The organism is Acinetobacter sp. NEB 394 (assembly GCF_013374795.1).
Classification (GTDB): domain Bacteria; phylum Pseudomonadota; class Gammaproteobacteria; order Pseudomonadales; family Moraxellaceae; genus Acinetobacter; species Acinetobacter johnsonii.
Genome location: NZ_CP055277.1, coordinates 2,599,683 through 2,619,396, shown reverse-complemented (window position 1 = coordinate 2,619,396; position 19,714 = coordinate 2,599,683). Strand labels below are relative to the sequence as shown.

Genomic DNA, 19,714 nt, shown 5'->3' with positions numbered 1-19,714 from the left:
TAGCTAAAATTGCTTTAAAATTTAAACTTATAAGGTATTAAAGTGCAAGGTCCTTTTTCTAAAATATTTCTACTGAATATTCTCATAATGACAGGTAGTGTTGTTCATGCTGTTGAAGTTAAGCCATTCAAACTTATAAAGAATAATGAAGGCTATCCAGAAAATATTGAATTATATAAAATCACAAATAAATACAGTGAGTTATATATAAAACAGTATCCATTTTCTATTGAGAACAGTAATAGCAATGCTGGTTTTATTAGTGAGATCGATCCACAATGTGAAATCTTAGAAAAGGTATATAAACAACAGCAAACTACTTATGTTGTAACAAGTACATGTGGTGCATGGTTTGGCATGAGTAGTCCAGAAAGCCATTATGTTATATATGAGTTTAACGATGTATCAAAATTAATTAAATCTGAAACTATTAAATTTAAAGAGTCATTAGATATTACGATCTCGGAGCTGAGTTCAGGTATAAAAATAGCATCAAGTCCAAGTCCAAAAACTGGGAAAAAATATAATTATGAATATAAAAATGGGAGCTTATATGACTTCTCAACATCTATGAATAGAAATTTAGTTTCAAAAGAGAATGATAGACTATGTAAGGGATTCTATAATGTATTCATAAGCTACGAATATGAATACAAGCCAGATGTAAAAGTAAACAGTATCTATGATATAGGTACTGCTAATTACAGTTGGGCATCACATAAAATTAAATCTACACCACGATTAGAAGAAAAGTTCCTCAGCTTGCTAAAAGCAAAAACTCCAGAACAAAGAAAACAAATATCTTACGAGAATTTCAAAAAAGAATATTGTGATTAGATTAAGAATCAAAGATTAGAATCTTAAAGATTCCGCTATTATGTAGCAACCGCACAATAAATAGAGTGATTCGCCATTTAAAATAATTCCTTTACACATAAGGAAAGGGATTATGGCTGAATCACATATCGTATCAGGATTAACTAAAAAACGTGCGGAATTGCTTGGTCAAATTGAAGCACATCAAAAAGAAATTCAACGTATCTCTGAAATGCTACTGCATGTAGATCACACTATTAAGTTATTTTCACCTGAATTTGATCTAAGAAGCGTTAAATCTAAGCGTACAAATCAAAGAAACCCTTATTTTGGAAGAGGTGAACTACAGTCATTAGTCTTAACTTGCTTGCGTGAAGCAAAAGAGCCAATGAACTACAAAGATTTAATGATGAAAGTTTTGGACATTAAAGGCATAGATTCATCTGTAGGCAATGATATTTCACCTAGCTTCATCAAAGTGCTGAACCGATTAAGAGATAAAGGTATTATTATAGCCCATAGCAATCATCGTCCTCATTTGTGGGGCATAGCGGATTAGCAGACTAAACGCTCTGATTTACGCTTATTGCCCTGCCAATAGCCACACCAATCTTTATGTGTTCGAGTTTGAGCGCATTTCATTAAAATATCAGTAAAGATTTCACCATTCGACCATCTACGAGTATCTTCACGATAAGCAGCTTCATTGGCATAGTTGGCAAGGTACATCACACCAAACTTGTGCATCTGCCCTAACTGCATACGTCTGAACCGACTAAAATAGCTTTCAGCAAGATTATTGGTCACACCATCTTTAGAACGGTATTCATATTGATGATTGACACGCTTAGTCGTGAAACGAGCATTTAGTGTATCGTATGCGGTACTTTCATCTGCATGGATTGTTGAGCCGTGTTTGATATGCTGATTGGCAAGATGATTAATGTCTTTTTGGTTTTCACTATAAACTACATAAGTTTTGGTTTTATCAGCACCTTGTAGATTACTGTTCATTGCTTTTTGGCGTAGTACCACAATGCACCGTTTATTTGGATTTTGATATTCAGCCTTGCGCCGATCTACACGGTCATCCTTGTAGTTTTTAGGGCGTACATAGCCATTTACATACGCACCATCCATGTGAACATCACCTGATAGTAATTCATCGTCACGCTGATCTATAAGGCTTTCACGGATTTTATGTGCCAATACAAAAGCAGTCTTATACTGAACACCTAAATCCCGACCTAACTGCAAAGCAGATAAGCCTTTTACAGCGTTAGAGTAAATGGCAATAGCAGCTAAATAGATTTTGAGTGGCAACTTATGAAAGGCAAAGATCGTACCTGATGTTACGCTGAACGTGTGATTACAGCACTTACAACGCCATTGCTTGCGTCCACGTATGAAATAGTGATGATCTTGGGTGTCACAATGAGGGCATGTGGGTTGTTCTTTTCCCCACCGCATTTCTTTGAACAATAAGAAAGCTTGTTCATGGGTGATTTGCATAATTTCATATACAGATAAAGTACGAGCCTTTGCTGATAGTAGGAAATGTTGCTTAGATTCTTTTTTCATAAAATCACCCATCACAAACAAGATATGCTTAATATATTGTAATAGTTTTAATCATCAAATATAATGATTTAAAATATTATAGCGACATGCTATGTCGTTTATCTTTTATGAGGTCAAACCGTGAGTGACGATGAATGGAAAGACTATGCCAAAGGCTTAATTAAGGCAGAAATTGCCCGAAAAAATATAAGCCTGATTGATCTATCCAAAAAGCTTGAAGCAATGGGTATATCAGAAACACCACAAAACATTAGCAACAAGATCAATCGTGGTACGTTTGGGGCAATATTTATGCTTCAAATACTTAAAGCGATTGATTGTAAAGAAATTAAAATTTATTAAAAGGTCATTATCCTATGAGCTTATATGATGTACTACAAAGTTGCCGTAGCGAAGAAGATGTTAAAGATGCCTATATTAAAAAATTACAACTTAAAGGCGTGAGTAGAAATCTTGTTGATATTCAGACAAAAGAGATATGGTTTGAAACAAAACATAAACCCCACTCTATTTACTATATGTTCACCCAACTACTTCACTATGTAGCATCAGCGTACAAAAAAGATTTTAAGCATGGTGAGGTAATTCCTGTCTTGTTATGTGTTGCTGATAGCGAAAAAGCTGCAATCATGGAAACACGAAAAATTGAACCCTTGCTCAAAGACAAAGACTTTAAATGGGGCGTAAGTGCAAGCAAGATTACCAATGAATTAGTGGAGCGTGTTTCATCCTACATAGGGACTAACTTTGTTCAGTTCGCTATAAAAGATTCAGAGGATGAATTTTATCAAGCGACTAAACAAGGTATTAAAAATGGTGGGATTGTTCGACTAAATATTACACCAAGCAATCTAAAAAAAGCTTTCGATCAATGGTGTGAATTAATCGGAGCGGAACTCATTGACTGTCAAAAGGAAGAATGGGTTTTGCTATTCTATGCAGATTTAATGAATGATGGTAATAAATCTCAAAAGAAATTAGCAGCAGAAGTTTTCTTTTCAAATAATGAGCCAATGTTTGAAATTAAGGGTAAGAAAGTTGTAAGACTTGCTTCTCAAAAAGGGTATATGCAGTTTTGGTCTTTATATAATCGTCCACCTATTCTTGAGTTTCAAGACTACCTATTAGAGCGTAGAGATAGTTTAATTCCTGTAGATGAGCGTAATTATAAAGGTGCTTACTACACACCTTTAGCTGTTGTAGATAAGGCTTATGATTATTTAGTGCAAACATTGGGGAAAAATTGGCAAAAAGATTACTTTGTGTGGGATATGTGTTGTGGTGTCGGAAACTTAGAATCAAAACACGGCAACCACCGTAATTTATTTATGAGTACGCTTGATGCTGATGATCTAAGTATTATCGAAGCAAGCCGTGCCTATACCGCTTCATTTAAATTTCAATACGACTACCTGAATGATGATATTGATGAAGACGGTAATTTTAATTACAACCTAACCAACAAAATGCCTAAAGAATTAAGAGATATTCTACAAGGCAATAGCCGTAAAAAACTATTAGTTCTAATCAACCCCCCTTATGTTGAAGCAACAAGCGGAAATACTGTTACAGGGAGTGGTCAAAATAAAGAAGGTGTGTCACGAACAAAGGTATCAGAATACCTAATGGGAGAATACGGAAAATCTAAAAATGAATTATTCGCTCAGTTTATGGTTAGAATCTTGAAAGAGCTGCCTAAAGATACAACCTTAGCTCTATTTAGTAAAATTAAATATTTGAATGCTCAATCTTTTGAAATCTTCCGTAGCAAATGGACTGCTGACTTTAAATGTGGCTTTATAGTTCACAGCAAGGCATTTGATTCACTTAAAGGAGATTTCCCAATTTCATTGTCTGTTTGGCAGTTAGGGGACACTATCCCACAATATAAGCAATTGGAATTTGATGTTTTTAGTAAAAAACTTGAGCCTTTGGGGTGTCATACTTTCCCTTATGGGGATAATGGTCGAGCGTATTTAAATAAATGGATTGATCGCCCTAGAACCAATAGAAAGCCCGCAATTCCAATGAAAAATGCAATCGCTGTTGCAGATAAAAATTTCAGCCTTACTACAGGGTGTGATGAATCAATTGGCTATATGGTTTTACAGGGTAATGATGTTCAGAATGCCAATAAATACACATTTGTCGTTTCGTCTATCTCCAATAAGGGTCATGGTGTTTATCTCACAAAAGATAACTTACTAAAAGCATCTATCACCTTTGCTGTTAGACAGACAACGAAAGCAACTTGGATTAATGATCGAAGCCAATTCTTACAACCTATTGAAGAACCAACACAAGAGTTTTCATTAGATTGTTTGGTATATATGTTATTCCATAGCAGTAACTACACAACCGCCATAAATGGATTAGAGTGGAATGGAGAAGTATGGAACGTGGTAAATCACTTCATGCCGTTTAGTGAAGATGAGGTTAATGCAACTGGTCGTTTTGAAAGTAATTTCATGAATGAATTTTTAGTGGAACACGAAGATTATTTAAGCGATGCTGCAAAATCTGTTCTGAATCACGCTCGTTTGCTTTATCAAATATACTTCAAGGAAACTGATAGCTTTAGTGTTAGAAATCAATTACAGATTAATCGCCCTGATGTTGGTTGGTATCAAGTTAGAAATGCTTTAAAAATGCGTGAAATTCCTACAGATTTCGATTATTTCAATCAAGCATACATATCTTTAACTGAAAAAATTAAAGTAAATATTGAAACATATCAATTTTTAGAATAAAGGATTACCAAGTGGTTAAATTAATTAAAGCAATGCCAATTATTTGCCCGAACCAACAAACCCGTTACCGACCAATGGGAAACACATTCATTAGTGATGTGATGAATACTATAAACACTTTAGATAACTCGCAAATTAAGGCGGCATCTATAGATGGCTATATTGTGGATATACATGGGAACGTAACAAGATTATTGCTCAAAAGGGAGTTCTCTTTTGAGCAATATGAGGGCTTTAATCAAATAGCAGAGAATAAAAATATTTTTTTAGAATTTGATGAAATCAAGGTTTTAAAGGAAGGTTATCGCCTGTTAGCTTCACAATTAGGCTGTGGGATTGACTTCCTATTTATCCCTTGGAGTTATCCTTATGAGGATTTAGATAGTGACCCCGATAAAGCATACATGGTTTTATACAGAATTGAACCACCACCTTTAAATAGTGCGAAATTTGAATTTATTTCTGCTAATGAGTATGCAGCAAGAATAAACACATTTAGAGAACGTAGTTTTCGTAATAGCAAGCCCTTGAAGGTAGCATCGACCTACTTGGAGTGCTATCTAGCTAATGATGACAAGTCGGAAGAAAAAAATCCTTTTGCAGGGGATATTGATTTATTTGTATATCAAGGGGAGAAATCTAAATTAATTATTGAATTTAAAACACATAACTTAACCACGCCGATAGCCGATGAATATTTCAACAAATATGCGACTCAAGATGAGCGTAGGATTCAAGTGTTAGTGGATTTGGCAAACGCCACAGATAGCAAAGTCTTGTTTGTATTTTGGGGAGTAAAGCACAATGAAGTTAAAGTTCAACTCATTTCTAAAGATCGAAATGTAATATCGCAAGAAGTTTTCGAGAAATCCCCTGATTTATTATCAGAATATATAATATCAAAATCTGATGTTTGAATAATACGAGTAGGCTTAGTATCAATTTTTTAACTAAAAATACAAACTCAACTTTATATTTTTAGTTAAGGCATTGATTATTATATTTTTGTGCGGTTGCTACATAATATCGAAAGATTCACTAATAGAATTTTAAAAACCTTAAGCCTAAAAGAATTCGCAAATAAGACTAATGAGGTTTTTTAAAATTAACATACTACACGTTATACGAATTCCCAAGGCATGGCTTTTAGTCATGCTTTTTTTATCAAAAGAGTATAGCTGAATGATAGCGAGCCAAATCGCATACAACATCTATCATTAGACTTGATGCAATAATTAAGTGATAGTATTATCATTAATCTAATAGAATTAAGATTAAATGATAGAAATGAATACACGTATTTATCTACGAGCTTCAACTAAAGATCAAGATGCAGAAAGGGCTTTGCAGATTCTTCAGGATCTAAACCAAAACTTGAATTTGGGCGAAACCATTGTGTACGTGGAAAACTATAGTGGTACGAAGTTAGATCGACCTGAATTGAATAAGCTACTGTCAGAAGCAAATCAAGGTGACACCTTGTTGGTTGAAAGTATTGATCGATTATCACGCCTAACCCAACAGGATTTTCAAGAGTTGAAGCGCAGGATTCAGGAGAAGGGACTTCGTTTAGTCGTAGCAGATCTTCCTACTACCTACCAAATGATTCAAACCAGTGACAGCATTACTCATTCAATCCTGGAACTCATCAACAATATGTTGATTGATCTCCTGGCAACAATGGCCCGCCTAGACAATGAGAAACGTATAGAACGTATTAAGCAGGGTCTGGCACGTTCGGGTTACAAACCAACAGGCAAGAAGGCAAATGAGGCTAAACATAAACGAATAAAAGAATTGCTAGCAGTTGGCAATATGACTAAGGAAGAAATTGCCAAAGCAGTGAATTGTGGAGTTGCAACTGTCTATCGAGTTGCTAAAGTTATCTAAAAGAGGCTTATCTCAACGCGCCCCAATGGGACACCGCCGCATTCAGATTTTGGAGTTACACAACCCATTTCGCATAAGAGATTGAACCGTACCGGGTTTGTCGGAGAGTCAATATTCTGAGAGACTACCCCGATGACAAAATTAAAATATACCCCTGAAATCAGAGAAAGAGCGGTTCAATTATTGATTGAATCTGAAAAAGATTATCCTTCTACTTGGGCTGCAATCACAGCAATTGCGCCTAAGATTGGTTGTACTCCTGAAACACTACGTGCCTGGCATCAAAAGCATTTAGATCAGCAAAATCCTATTAAAGTACAACAGATATCTGATCAAGAAAAAATGAGGCAAATGGAACGTGAAATTAAAGAATTAAAGCGTGCCAATGAAATTCTACGTAAAGCAGCCGCTTTTTTCGCCCAGGCGGAGCTCGACCGCCCACACAAATAATGGTGGATTTTATCCATAACAATAAAGATCGATATGGTGTTGAAGCGATTTGTAGAATTTTACCGATTGCAGCTTCAACCTATTACCGGACTTTAGATCTCGCTGACAATCCAGAACATCGAGCGAAACGAGATCTACATGATGAGCATCATGCTGAACAAATTAAACGAATTTGGAAGGAAAGTTCAGGTCGGTATGGTGTACGTAAAGTCTGGCAACAACTGAAACGTGAAGGCTATATTATTGCGCGCTGTACTGTTGCTCGATTAATGCAAAAGCTAGGTATACAAGGTGTTTGGCGTGGTAAGAACAAAAAAACCACCCGTAGCCGAGATGACCAAAAACGGGCAGATGATTTAGTGAAACGTAATTTTAATGCTGATCATCCAAACCAACTATGGGTGGGTGACTTTACGTATATTCAAACTCATTCAGGCTGGGTCTATACCGCCTTTATTATTGATGTGTTCTCACGAGCAATTGTTGGATGGAAAGTATCTACACGGATGAATACAGATATGGTACTCGATGCACTTGAGCAAGCATTGCACGATCGAGGCATGCCAAAGAATGTGATTCATCATTCCGATAGAGGTGTTCAATATCTTTCCATTCGCTATACCAATCGTTTAGAAGCAGCAAATTTACGAGCATCAGTCGGTACAACGGGTGACTCATACGATAATGCTTTGGCTGAAACGGTGAATGGCTTATACAAAACAGAGGTGATTGAATATTTAAAAGCAGATTGGCAAGGTTTAGCGGATGTACAACTTGCGACACTAAACTGGGTGGATTGGTTCAATAAAGAACGTGTACATAGTGCGCTAGATTATGTATCACCTTTTGATTTTGAAGCAATGTACTATGATAAAATTAACCAGTTAGGTCAGGTGGCCTAACTTAAATAAAAAGTCTCCGACAAACCCGGTACGGTTCAGTGTTTGAACGTGCCAAAAATCTCAGGGATCAATTTCCAGTCAAGTTCGATGATGGTACCAGTAAACACCTTTTTTTCCTTTCTGATGATCCTAGCAAAAATATCTATCAGGTCACCAATCAAATCACGGTAGATCATCGTGATTTTAATGGTCGAACCAGCCGTTTTGATGTGACTTTACTGGTCAATGGTTTGCCTTTGGTACAGATTGAGCTGAAAAAGCGCGGTATGGAAATCGCCGAAGCCTTTAATCAAACCCAACGCTATATTCGTGAAGCCTATTGGGCAGGGCAAGGGCTGTTTGGCTTTATCCAGCTGTTTGTGATTAGTAATGGTGCCAATACTCGTTATTACTCCAACGGCACCACAGGCATCGAGTTTGCCTTTCCGTGGGCGGATGTTGCCAACAAACATATCAATGAAATTGTTGATTTTGCTGATGCCTTTTTAAATCATCAGCATCTAACCCAAATGCTGACCCAGTACATGGTGCTGCTAGAAACCACCAAAAGCCTGATGGTGCTGCGTCCCTATCAGATTTATGCAGTACAGAAAATTGTGGAGCATGTGCAAAACTCCGATCAGAACGGCTATATCTGGCACACTACCGGTTCAGGCAAAACCCTGACCTCATTTAAAGCCAGTCAGATCATCATGAATATGCCCGATGTTGAAAAGGTTTTATTTGTGGTGGATCGTAATGACCTCGACACGCAAACCTCACGTGAGTTTAATGCTTTTAAAGCTGAGAGTGTGGATAGCACAGACAGTACGCATACTTTGGTAAAACAACTCGATCAACGCCACGACAAGCTGATTGTGACCACCATCCAAAAGCTGAATCGTGCCATCAGTAATGACCGCTATCAGGAATACATCAATTACCTAAAAGACAAGAAAGTGGTGTTCATCTTTGATGAATGCCATCGCAGTCAATTTGGTGACACGCATCAGAACATTAAAAAGTTCTTTGGCAATGCGCAGATGTTTGGCTTCACAGGTACACCAATCTTTGAGGAAAACAGCCAATCCAAAGCAGGTTTGAAACTGACCACGGATTACCTGTTCAATCAGTGCTTACATCAATACGTGATTGTCGATGCGATACGTGACCGCAATGTATTGCAGTTCCAAATTGATTACCGTGGCAAATATACCGCTAAAGGGATGCAGAACAATCTTGATTGTGACGATGATGTTGAGGGGATTGATACCCAAGAGCTATACGACAATCCGCAACGACTGGAAATGATTGCACGTTATATCGTTGAGACACATGACACCAAAACCAAGAGTCGTGAATTCACGGCGATGTTCTGTGTTAGTTCAGTCGATACCTTGACCCAGTACTACGATTTGTTTGAGAAAGTCCAAGCTGAAAAGCAAATTGAAGATGAAGCACAAGGTCGGATATTTAAACCGTTGACTATTGCCACCATCTTTTCCTATGCTGCAAATGAGGCTGTACCGATTGATGACTTAAATGGCTTGATTCATGAAGAAGCCGCAGATATTCCAAGTCAGGTCAATTCATCCAGTCGGGATAAGCTAGATCGCTACATAGCGAATTACAATCGACAGTTTAAAACCAACTACAATTCTGGTGATCAATTTTATGCGTACTACCGCGACATTGCACAGCGCGTAAAAAACAGACAGATTGATATTCTAATTGTGGTAAATATGTTCCTTACAGGTTTTGACTCAAAGCCGTTAAATACCTTGTATGTCGATAAGAACCTTAAATATCATGGCTTGATTCAAGCGTTCTCACGCACCAACCGTGTCTATAACGATAAAAAACCATTTGGCAATATCATCAGTTTCCGTAACCTAAAACGCGCTACCGATGAAGCCTTGGCCCTGTTTTCTAATAAGGAAGCAAGAAAGACAGTACTGGTACCGAGCTTTGAAGAAATTCAACAGGATTATGCGGATGCAGTCGAAAAATTACTGAACATTACCCCCGACTATCAAGCCGTGGATGATTTGCTGACTGAAGATCAGCAACTGGAATTCATCAAGGCATTCCGCGAGGTCATGCGTTACAACGCACAACTGCAAACTTTTGTGGAATATGACCAAGATCAGACTGTTTTAGATAAACAACACTTTGCTAATTTCGCTTCGAAATATGCAGATCTATGTCGAGCAACTCGTAAAGCCACTAAAAAAGAAAAAGTCTCGGTGCTGGATGATGTCGATTTCCAATTGGATTTACTGCACAGCGACCGTATTAATGTGGGTTATATCCTGACATTGTTACAGATGGCGTTGAATGCTGAAACAGATGAGCAGCGTAAGAAATACGAAGCTCAAGTACATGATATGATGGGTAGTGATATTAGCTTGCATGATAAGCAAGATTTGATTCAAAAATTCATCGAAGAAAATATGCCAAAAATGATCAATGGGCAAAGCGTACAAGTGGCTTTTGCTCAGTTCTGGGATACAGAGAAGCAACAGGCTTATCAACATTTCTGTGAGAAAGAAAACCTAAAACCTGAAGTGTTGAAACAGGTCTTGGATAATTACGAGTTCAATCAACGCTTGCCACGTAAAGAAGAAATGAAAGAGTTGCCTAACTTCAAAGTGAAGCTGTTTGAGCGAGACAATGTGCTAACCAATTTAATGGTAAAAACAAGACAGTTGATTGAGAAGTTTTATGTGGGACTTTAATAGAGGTAATAATTGGGTCAAAGCAATTATAAAAATTTAGATTTATTAATGAGTAAGGTGGTAGTTCATCTGTCACCATCACAGCTACTTTACTAAATATGGCTATGTATTACGTTATTGATAGCTGGAATGTTAAAGTCTAAAACGTGTTATTATTTTATATAAGATTATGAAATATATAGAAATATAGGTTTATTTTTTGTTTGTTTTTTAATCAAAATTATGAAAAAACTATAACAGTAAGAGAAAATAATTTAATAAAAATGGTGTGCTTTTTTAATTTGGTGTGTTGTAACTAAATTTTCATATATATTTAACTAGAAATTAATTATTCAATTCAAAAACTTTTCTTTAATCTGGCTTGGAGAATGGAATTGCTTGTTACCCGTTATAAGCCTTGGATCATGATCATACTACTGGTTTTGCTCGTCAGTTTTGCTATATATCGCTGGTGGCAAGGACCATTGTTACCTAGTTATGAAGTCGTATCTAGTCCATTGATTCAGACAGTTGTTGCTTCAGGACGGGTAGAGAAAGTATCTCGGACTCAGATTGGTAGTGAAATTACAGGGGTTGTTCTTGAGCGCTTGGTTCAAGAGGGAGATCGGGTCTCTCGAGGGGATGTTCTTTTAGTACTGAAATCTGATGAAATTTCAGCGCAGGTGCGGCAGGCAGAAGCTGAATTAAAGGAACTCGCAACCACTAGACGTCCGCAAGCAGAATTCGATTTAGCGAATGCCAAAGTGCAATTAGAACAGGCTCAAAGAGAGGCGGTACGCAGACGAAATACCGAATTAGGAATATTATCAGCAGAGGAAAGGGAGAAATCGATAGAGGCAGAAAAACTCGCCCGTAATAATTTGGAATCAGCTCGATTAAAAGTTGCTTCACTTGCCCCAGATAAAGTTGAAGAGACAAAATTACGTGAACAACTCGCTGCATTACAAGCGCAACTCGCCAAGACCAAAATTCGCGCAGAAGTTTCAGGTATTATTTTAACCCGTAATGTTGAGCCAGGGGATTTGGTACAACCGAGTCAGACTCTGTTCACTATTGCACTGGATGGTGCGACTGAAATACGAGTGCCATTTGATGAGCGAAATTTACCACTGCTGGCTTTACAACAAAAAGCAGCAGTGATTACGGATGCCTATCCAGATCAACCTTTTCCTGCCCATATTAATTTTATTGCCCCAAGTATTGATGCTCAACGTGGCACAGTAGACGTTCGATTAACAGTTGATCCAGTCCCTGATTTTTTGCGTCAAGACATGACGGTATCGGTAAATGTTGAAACCAACAAGCGCGAGCAAACCCTGGTCATTCCAAATGATGCTTTAAGCAGTATAAGTGGAAACAAGGCTATGGTTATTTTAGTAAGAGATAGAAAAATTCAACGTCATCCCATCACACTGGGTTTACGTGGTTTGGTCATGTCGGAAGTTGTAGCTGGATTGAAAGAAGGTGATCACGTCCTTACCGATGCAGAATCAGTGCTTAAAGATGGAATTCGTGTCCGAATAGAGCAAACTAAACGTGTTTTGCAGAGTCAAACGGATCCGACAAATAGCAAAAACGAATTACCGGTGAAATTCGATTGAAAAACTTTTTTGGGCGACTTTGGACAGAGTGGACTATCGCAATCAGTTTTCTGCGAGAGGGTCGCACACAGTCGATGATGATTACCATTGGCATCGCGGTGGGGGTGGCAGTCATTGTGTTCATTAGCGCCTTAATTCAGGGCTTACAATCGAATATTGTAGAAAGGACTTTAGGGACGCAGGCGCATATTCGTTTGCTTTCACCAGATGAGGTGAATCACATTGTGCCACCAGCAGCAGGAACACTTCAGTTGTTACAAGAAGATCAGCGTGCGCAACGCTTACGCTCTATTAATAATTGGCAGCAGATTACTGAGACTTTAGATCAGTTGCCCGTGTTGACGGCGGTTTCTCCTGTGGTCTCTGGTCCTGCATTTGTACAGCGTGGAGAGGCGATTCAATCGGTTGCTTTGGTTGGTATCAATCTCGAACGTTATCGACAAATTATTCCGTTAAAGCAATATATGGTGAGTGGTGAACTACGAGTCAGTGCGGATAATGTATTAATTGGGCGTCAATTGGCCAAAGATTTGGGTGTGCAAGTCGGGAGCAAATTAAGGTTAGATACTGGGCAACAGAAAAATGCAGTGGTGAATATCTCTGGAATATTTGAACTGGGCGTGCGTGAATTGGATGCGCGCTATGTCTATCTGGATTTGAAACAGGCGCAATCTTTACTTAATTTGCCAGGTGGCGTGACCGTGATTGATCTGACGATTCAGGATATTTTTCAGGCGGATCAAATTGCCTCACAAGTTGGACGCCTGACAGGATTAAAAGCAGAAAGCTGGATTGAAACCAATGCTCAATTAATGAATGCGATTACCGCTCAAAGTCTTTCGACCAACATGATTATTGTTTTTGTAGGGATTTCAGTCGCTTTTGGCATTGCCAGTGTGATGTCGGTGAGTGTGGTGCAACGAACTCGGGAAATCGGTATTTTACGTGCGACGGGGGCGACACAAGCACAAATTTTAAGAGTTTTCTTGTTTCAGGGAGCAATTTTTGGTCTGCTTGGTTCGATGCTTGGTAGTGTAGTCAGTTATGGTTTGATCTGGGGATTTAATCAGTTTGGTCCCGGCTTGTTTTATATTTCGATTTCAATCAAGCTTATCTTGTCGGCATTATTCTTGGCGACAGTGACAGGTATTTTGGCTGCTGCAATACCATCCCGTCGGGCTGCTGCACTTGATCCTGTGGAGGCAATTCGTCATGTTTGATCCATCTCAGGAAGTACTGCGTTTAGAAGCATTGCGAAAGTCTTACAATGTTGGGCAGCCTAATGAAGTGGAGGTATTACATGGAATTGACCTGTGTATTCAACGGAATGACTTTGCTGCATTAATTGGTCCTTCTGGTTCAGGCAAAAGTACTTTACTGAATATTCTCGGCTTATTAGATCAGCCTAGTCGTGGTGAGTTGTACTTGTTGGGGCAGGCTACAAGCCGTATGGATGATACGGCTCGGACAGCATTACGAGGCAATAGTATAGGTTTTGTGTTTCAGTTCCATCATCTTATACAGGCTTTTACTGCCTTACATAATGTACTCATGCCATTAATGCTGAAGCAAGGTAAGCCAGATCAATCTGCGTTGCAATATGCCCATGAATTATTGGCCGCTGTAGGGTTAGATAAGTTCGCTGACCGTAAACCCAATGAGCTTTCTGGAGGGCAGCAGCAACGCGTAGCGATTGCACGTGCACTGATTACTCAGCCTGCACTATTGTTGGCCGATGAACCGACAGGTAATCTGGATACTCAAACTGCTGCGGAAATGTTTGAATTATTTCGTAAAGTACATCGCGAACATGACTGTGCAGTCTTATTGGTGACTCATGATCCTAGATTATCGGCGACCTGTGATCGAACCATTAATTTGGTGGATGGGAGAATTCAGAGTGATTCCAAACACGAGATGGAATGAGCCGGAATGTAGATCACTCTTCTGGTAAAAGCAGTTCAAAACATTGAGTAGACATCAAAATTCTAGCACGATATAAGAACAAACTTGTAAATCGATAAATTATAACCCTGTGTAATTTGAATAAAATATTTTTCAGATTTAGTTCACTAAATCTAGGGTCTGTTGATAATTACCGAGAGTTAATTAAACTCGCGCACAGTTGAATCATGGCTTCAAAACTCGTATCTGTTTTACAACTACGCATCGCTATACGTTTAAATTCTTTTAACTTACAGAAATAGTTTTCAATGAGATGACGCCATTTATACATAATCGTATCAAATCCTCTCATTACTTTTCGATTAGATTTAGGTGGGATCACCACTTTCACTTTACGTTCATTGAGTTCTTGGATGAGCCAATCTGCATCAAATGCTTTATCAGCCAGTAATGCTTGAAAATCAACATCTTCAATTAAAGGTTTGGTTTCTACTAAATCGTGATATTGACCAGGCATTAATCGAAACTTAATAAGGTTGCCTAGACTATCCACTAAGGCAAGAATTTTACAGGTCATTCCACCTCGAGATTTACCTATAGACTGTTTGAAAGTCCCCCTTTTGCACCTTGCCCATGTCGATGAACTTTAACAATCGTTCCATCAATCATGGCGTATTCCAAATCAACATCTTCATTTACAGATGCAAAAATATTTTCAAATACACCAGCTTTCACCCAATCACGGTATCTTTTAAAGACGGTATTCCATTTACCAAAATGAGGAGGTAGATCACGCCATGGACTGCCTGTACGGGCAATCCATAGGACTGCTTCTAAAAATAATCGATTATCTTTTCCACTACGACCTCGATCGGTCACTTTACCTAGGCAAAAAGGTTCCATTTTTGCCCATTGGGCATCAGTAAGTATGTATCTATCCATAGTACTATTATAAATTAATCAGTAGCCTTTGTTAATTCTCAACAAGCCCTAATCTAGAGAAAAAATGAGTACAAGATTTTTCAATATTAAGAGTATTAAAAAAAACAAAGGTTTACTGCTTCTGATCATTTCTTTTTGGCTGTACTAAGCGGATTAATTCGCACAATACAGCTCGTACAGCTTTTGCATCAAACTTAAGACCTTGGGATCACTCAGACGATAGAAAATCTGTTTACCCTCACGTCGTGTGCTGACCATGTCAGCCTTACGTAGGACAGTCAGTTGTTGTGAAAGTGTAGGTTGATGAATGTCAGTGGATTCTTCAATTTCCTGAACATTCATTTCCCCATCCACCAGGACACATAAGATTTTCAGGCGATCAGGATTGGCCAAAACTTTCAGGCATTGGCTGACGAAATCGACTTGAGAAAAATCAATTTTGGCATTTTCAGCAATCATATCCATAAATGTCCTCACAACTTTTGATGTAGCCCGTGCAGTTTACATAATTTACCATAAAACTGCTTGATTAATATTTTTCATTATATAATATAAAAAAGTATATTATGTAGGGATTAATTCATCATGCATGACTTCCTCATCGCATTTATTGGCGGCTTAATGCTCGGGCTTTCCGTGGTTGGCTATCTTTACGTCAATGGCCGTATTGCAGGAATCAGTGGTTTGATTGGGCAAGTATTAAACTCAAAAACCATGTTTAAAACACCTGCAATCTGGTTTTTATCAGGCTTGATTCTCACACCGTTTATTTATGGTCTGTTTGTACAACCTGAAATCGAATTGAATGCCAGCCCACTGATGATGATTGTGGCAGGTCTGCTGGTGGGTTTTGGGACGCGCTTAGGTTCGGGCTGTACCAGTGGTCACGGAATTTGTGGCATCAGTCGCATGTCTAAACGTTCTTTCATCGCGACCATGACTTTCATGTTTGCAGGTTTTGTCGCTGTTTATATTATCCGTCATATCACAGGAGCATTCTAAAATGAAAAATCTGTTTGCCTTTTTATTTGGTGCACTGTTCTCTGTGGGGTTGATGGTATCGGGTATGTCCAATCCGGAAAAAGTACTCGATTTCTTGGATCTGTTTGGTGACTGGGATGCTAGTCTGGCCTTTGTCATGATGGGCGCGATTGCGGTGGCCTTTATTCCTTTCCAGAAAGTATTACGTACGGCACAACCGAAAACAGTATTTAATGAACCTATTGATTTACCTAAAAATAATCAGATAGATAAGAAGCTGATCACGGGTGCGGTTTTATTTGGTGCAGGTTGGGGCATTGCCGGCATCTGTCCGGCGCCAAGTTTCACCTTGATCGGTTTGGGCCACTATCAAGTGCTCTATTTTATTGTAGCAATGCTGGTGGGTGTATGGATTCACCGTAAATGGTCAGGAGCTTAACGATGTCAAACTTACCTATAGTAAAAGATTTTTTTCACGAAGATACCAATACCTTCAGTTATGTTGTACGTGATCCTGCGACCAAAGCCTGCGCCATTATTGATAGCGTTCTGGATTATGATCCGGCATCAGCAAGTACATCAACTATTCATGCCGATAAAATTATTGCCTATATTAAAGAGCAGGGTTTAACGGTTGAGTGGATTCTCGAAACCCATGTACATGCTGATCATCTGACTGCTGCACAATATCTCAAAGCTGAGTTAAGTGGCAAAATTGCCATGAGCCAGAAAATTGGCATTGTACAGGAAACCTTTGGTGCGATTTATCATCTGGATATTAAACAATGGAATGCCCAGCAGCTCTTTGATTATTTATTTGAAGATCATGAGTCGTTCCAAATCGGAACATTGAAAGCCTATAATATTCCAACACCGGGACATACGCCTGCTTGCCTGAGTTATGTCATCGGTGATGCCGTGTTTGTGGGTGATACCTTATTCATGCCAGATTATGGAACAGCGCGCTGTGATTTCCCGAAGGGAAGCGCATCAATCCTTTTTGATTCAATACAAAGTTTGTATCAACTGCCTGAGAAAACACGTGTATTTCTCTGCCATGATTATTTGCCAGAAAAGCGCGATACCTATATGTGTGAAACGGATATTCAGACTCAAAAAAATCAGAATATCCATATTCACGACGGCACGACCAAAGATGATTTTGTTGAAATGCGTAATAAGCGCGATGCGGGTTTAAGTATGCCCAAACTGATTTTACCTTCGATACAGATCAATATGAAAGCAGGACAATTCCCTGAACCCGAAGAGAATGGTGTTTCTTATTTAAAACTTCCACTGAATTACTTCAAATAGGCAAATTTTAAGATTAAACAACAAGTTTTGTTTAATTGGTTTGGTAATAGAGGGGGGCAGTAGCGATGTGGATGCTAATACTTGAAGGACTGGCCATCGGTGGTTTGCTTGGGTTAACCGGTGCTGGTGGTGGCATTCTGGCCGTACCCGCACTGATGGCAAGTCAAGGATGGACGGTCGCACAAGCTGCACCTGTTGGCTTGTTTGCAGTCACTTTATCTGCCTTGGTTGGAACATTTGAAGGCTTATTTAAGAAGATAGTACGCTATCGGGCTGCGCTTTGGATTGCACTGATTAGCATTCCTTCAGCACGTTATGGTGTGCATCTGGGAGGAATAATTTCTCCTGTATGGCTTACCTTAGCATTCAGTTTAGTCATGCTCGTGGTTGCTTACCGGATTTTTTTTAAAAAAGTGAATGACCATACAGGTGTGCTGTGTAAAGTTAACCAAACAACTGGTCGTCTGATTTGGAACATGAAAACTGCATTGTCTCTCGGTGCCATTGGTGTCGTGGCAGGTTTATTGACTGGTTTGCTTGGGGTAGGTGGGGGATTCGTGATTGTTCCAGCACTGAGTAAAGTAACTGATCTTGATATGCGCAGTATTGTTGCGACCTCGTTGATGATTATTTTCCTGATAGGTGGTGTCAGCATTTCAGCTCATATTTTAGATGGTTTTCAATACCCCGTTTCGGTCACGCTGACTTTCGTTTTAGCTTGCATGGCTGGGATGTTGATTGGTCGAAGTTTGATGCCTTTAGTTAAGAATAGTCAAATCCAAAAGGTTTTTGCCATAACTGTCATAAGCGTAGCATTTTATTTAATTTCTACAGTCATCATAACTTAATACAAGCAAGAGATTAGAGCCAAGTTTAAAAACTGCATTTTAAAGACATGAATATTTAATCAGAGACCAGATTTCTAAAGATCGGAAGAGGTAAAGAGTAATGAAAACAGCAGAACAATTAATTTCAATGGCAAAAAACCGAATTCAAGAAGTGACGGTAGACGGCTTACTTGAAGCCATGAAAAACCATAAAACCATTCTGATTGATGTTCGGGAACCGGATGAATTTCAGGCGGCAGCGATAGACCGAGCCGTGAATTATCCTCGTGGTGTTTTAGAAATGAGAATTCACCAGCATCCTGTGGCGAGCCATCATTGCGATACCTTGCAAGCACTAGAATATCTTAAAGATCAGCCGATTTATTTGATTTGTGGGACGGGTGGCCGATCAGCTCTGGCTACAGATACTTTACAGAATATGGGATTTACTCAGGTGAAATCTGTTCAGGGTGGATTCCAAGCATGGCTAGAGCAGGGTTATCCAGTAGAGAAATAACTAGATTTCTATTTTAAGTCTAACTTAAGTTTATGGACATTCAAGTGAGAAAATCATGAAGTACAAAGAATTAACTCAAAATATTTCAGGCAGTTTAAAGACATTAGCGCAGGATTCTCCTGATTTAATGAAAAGTTTTAATCAATTGTCACAAGTTGCAATGCGAGATGGTGTTATTGATCCTAAAACAAAAGAACTGATTGCCTTAGCGATTGGTGTTGCAGCACGATGTGATGGATGTATCGGTTTTCATGTCAGAACCCTAGTCAAAATGGGAATGACATTGCAAGAATTAGAGGAAGTGCTTGGTGTTGCAGTTTATATGGGGGGCGGTCCTTCATTGATGTATGCCGCTAATGCATTGGAAGCATTTAAAGAATTCACAGCTTAATTTTTTCAATCATTGGGAAACGATATGAATCAGCACTGGGATAATCTTTATTCGCAAATACAGGATCTGTATGGCATTTCGCCCAATCATTTTATTCAACAGATAGCAGATCAGGTTCCAATTGTGGGAA

18 protein-coding genes, 2 pseudogenes and 1 other annotated feature are annotated in these 19,714 nt (G+C 38.7%); of the genes and pseudogenes, 17 read left to right on the top strand and 3 right to left on the bottom strand.

Translation table 11 applies throughout. The annotated features are described in order from the left end of the window. The first annotated feature begins 87 nt into the window (after positions 1-87). Both HUK62_RS12600 and HUK62_RS12595 read left to right on the top strand, forming a co-directional pair. Positions 88-837, top strand: coding sequence for a hypothetical protein (locus HUK62_RS12600; RefSeq protein WP_176538029.1), 750 nt, complete (start codon positions 88-90; stop codon positions 835-837). 112 nt (positions 838-949) lie between these two features. Beyond that, positions 950-1,375 (top strand): hypothetical protein, encoded by a 426-nt coding sequence (locus tag HUK62_RS12595; RefSeq protein ID WP_002121608.1) that lies wholly within the window; start codon positions 950-952, stop codon positions 1,373-1,375. Here the strand turns inward: HUK62_RS12595 and HUK62_RS12590 are convergent. Beyond that, entirely contained in the window at positions 1,372-2,397 is a 1,026-nt protein-coding gene (locus HUK62_RS12590) for an IS1595 family transposase (RefSeq protein WP_228723690.1), read from the bottom strand. The genes HUK62_RS12595 and HUK62_RS12590 overlap by 4 nt on opposite strands. Before the next feature lie 120 nt (positions 2,398-2,517). Between HUK62_RS12590 and HUK62_RS12585 the strand changes: the two genes are divergently transcribed. The 9 genes and pseudogenes from HUK62_RS12585 to HUK62_RS12545 all read left to right on the top strand — a co-directional run bounded on the left by HUK62_RS12585 (position 2,518) and on the right by HUK62_RS12545 (position 14,633). Further along, on the top strand, positions 2,518-2,739 hold the full coding sequence (locus HUK62_RS12585; protein ID WP_176538028.1) for a DUF6471 domain-containing protein: 222 nt from the start codon (positions 2,518-2,520) through the stop codon (positions 2,737-2,739). A 14-nt stretch (positions 2,740-2,753) separates the two neighbouring features. Then, complete coding sequence (locus HUK62_RS12580; RefSeq protein WP_176538027.1) at positions 2,754-5,147, top strand: hypothetical protein; 2,394 nt, start codon at positions 2,754-2,756, stop codon at positions 5,145-5,147. An 11-nt stretch (positions 5,148-5,158) separates the two neighbouring features. After that, positions 5,159-6,064: a hypothetical protein gene (locus HUK62_RS12575; protein ID WP_176538026.1), complete on the top strand. Its 906-nt coding sequence runs from the start codon at positions 5,159-5,161 to the stop codon at positions 6,062-6,064. Between the two features lie 361 nt (positions 6,065-6,425). Further along, on the top strand, positions 6,426-7,037 hold the full coding sequence (locus HUK62_RS12570; RefSeq protein ID WP_154772545.1) for a recombinase family protein: 612 nt from the start codon (positions 6,426-6,428) through the stop codon (positions 7,035-7,037). Between the two features lie 132 nt (positions 7,038-7,169). Further along, positions 7,170-8,389, top strand: a protein-coding gene (locus HUK62_RS12565; RefSeq protein ID WP_176537340.1) for an IS3 family transposase whose coding sequence is annotated in 2 segments (ribosomal slippage) — positions 7,170-7,446 and positions 7,446-8,389 — 1,221 coding nt in all. Because the reading frame shifts where the segments join, the coding sequence is not laid out codon by codon here. Continuing rightward, positions 7,445-7,561: a sequence feature (AL1L pseudoknot), on the top strand. (Overlaps the previous gene by 117 nt.) 32 nt (positions 8,390-8,421) lie before the next feature. Next, positions 8,422-11,106: pseudogene (locus HUK62_RS12560) on the top strand (type I restriction endonuclease subunit R); the annotation flags it as partial. 374 nt (positions 11,107-11,480) lie between these two features. After that, positions 11,481-12,707: an efflux RND transporter periplasmic adaptor subunit gene (locus HUK62_RS12555; RefSeq protein ID WP_026070342.1), complete on the top strand. Its 1,227-nt coding sequence runs from the start codon at positions 11,481-11,483 to the stop codon at positions 12,705-12,707. Then, the gene (locus tag HUK62_RS12550) at positions 12,704-13,927 is read left to right on the top strand and encodes an ABC transporter permease (protein WP_176537261.1); all 1,224 of its coding nucleotides are present in this window, start codon (positions 12,704-12,706) and stop codon (positions 13,925-13,927) included. Before HUK62_RS12555 ends, HUK62_RS12550 begins: the two co-directional genes overlap by 4 nt. Continuing rightward, positions 13,920-14,633 (top strand): ABC transporter ATP-binding protein, encoded by a 714-nt coding sequence (locus HUK62_RS12545; RefSeq protein ID WP_004984479.1) that lies wholly within the window; start codon positions 13,920-13,922, stop codon positions 14,631-14,633. Before HUK62_RS12550 ends, HUK62_RS12545 begins: the two co-directional genes overlap by 8 nt. A 169-nt stretch (positions 14,634-14,802) precedes the next feature. Here HUK62_RS12545 and HUK62_RS12540 read toward each other — a convergent pair. Both HUK62_RS12540 and HUK62_RS12535 read right to left on the bottom strand, forming a co-directional pair. Next, positions 14,803-15,515 (bottom strand): annotated as a pseudogene (locus HUK62_RS12540) (IS5 family transposase). 192 nt (positions 15,516-15,707) lie between these two features. Continuing rightward, on the bottom strand, positions 15,708-16,019 hold the full coding sequence (locus HUK62_RS12535) for a metalloregulator ArsR/SmtB family transcription factor (RefSeq protein WP_004984482.1): 312 nt from the start codon (positions 16,017-16,019) through the stop codon (positions 15,708-15,710). 120 nt (positions 16,020-16,139) lie between these two features. Between HUK62_RS12535 and HUK62_RS12530 the strand changes: the two genes are divergently transcribed. From HUK62_RS12530 to HUK62_RS12505, 6 genes are all read left to right on the top strand, one after another. Then, entirely contained in the window at positions 16,140-16,556 is a 417-nt protein-coding gene (locus HUK62_RS12530) for a YeeE/YedE thiosulfate transporter family protein (protein WP_005400072.1), read from the top strand. Position 16,557: 1 nt separating this feature from the next. Further along, the gene (locus HUK62_RS12525) at positions 16,558-16,974 is read left to right on the top strand and encodes a DUF6691 family protein (RefSeq protein WP_106986400.1); all 417 of its coding nucleotides are present in this window, start codon (positions 16,558-16,560) and stop codon (positions 16,972-16,974) included. A gap of 2 nt (positions 16,975-16,976) precedes the next feature. Next, complete coding sequence (locus tag HUK62_RS12520; protein WP_125281767.1) at positions 16,977-17,849, top strand: MBL fold metallo-hydrolase; 873 nt, start codon at positions 16,977-16,979, stop codon at positions 17,847-17,849. 65 nt (positions 17,850-17,914) lie between these two features. Beyond that, positions 17,915-18,697 carry a sulfite exporter TauE/SafE family protein gene (locus tag HUK62_RS12515; RefSeq protein WP_176538025.1) on the top strand — a complete coding sequence of 261 codons (783 nt, stop codon included), beginning with the start codon at positions 17,915-17,917 and terminating at the stop codon, positions 18,695-18,697. A 100-nt stretch (positions 18,698-18,797) separates the two neighbouring features. Further along, the gene (locus HUK62_RS12510) at positions 18,798-19,193 is read left to right on the top strand and encodes a rhodanese-like domain-containing protein (RefSeq protein ID WP_004988491.1); all 396 of its coding nucleotides are present in this window, start codon (positions 18,798-18,800) and stop codon (positions 19,191-19,193) included. A 55-nt stretch (positions 19,194-19,248) separates the two neighbouring features. After that, positions 19,249-19,584: a carboxymuconolactone decarboxylase family protein gene (locus HUK62_RS12505; protein WP_004988488.1), complete on the top strand. Its 336-nt coding sequence runs from the start codon at positions 19,249-19,251 to the stop codon at positions 19,582-19,584. Positions 19,585-19,714 lie beyond the last annotated feature (130 nt).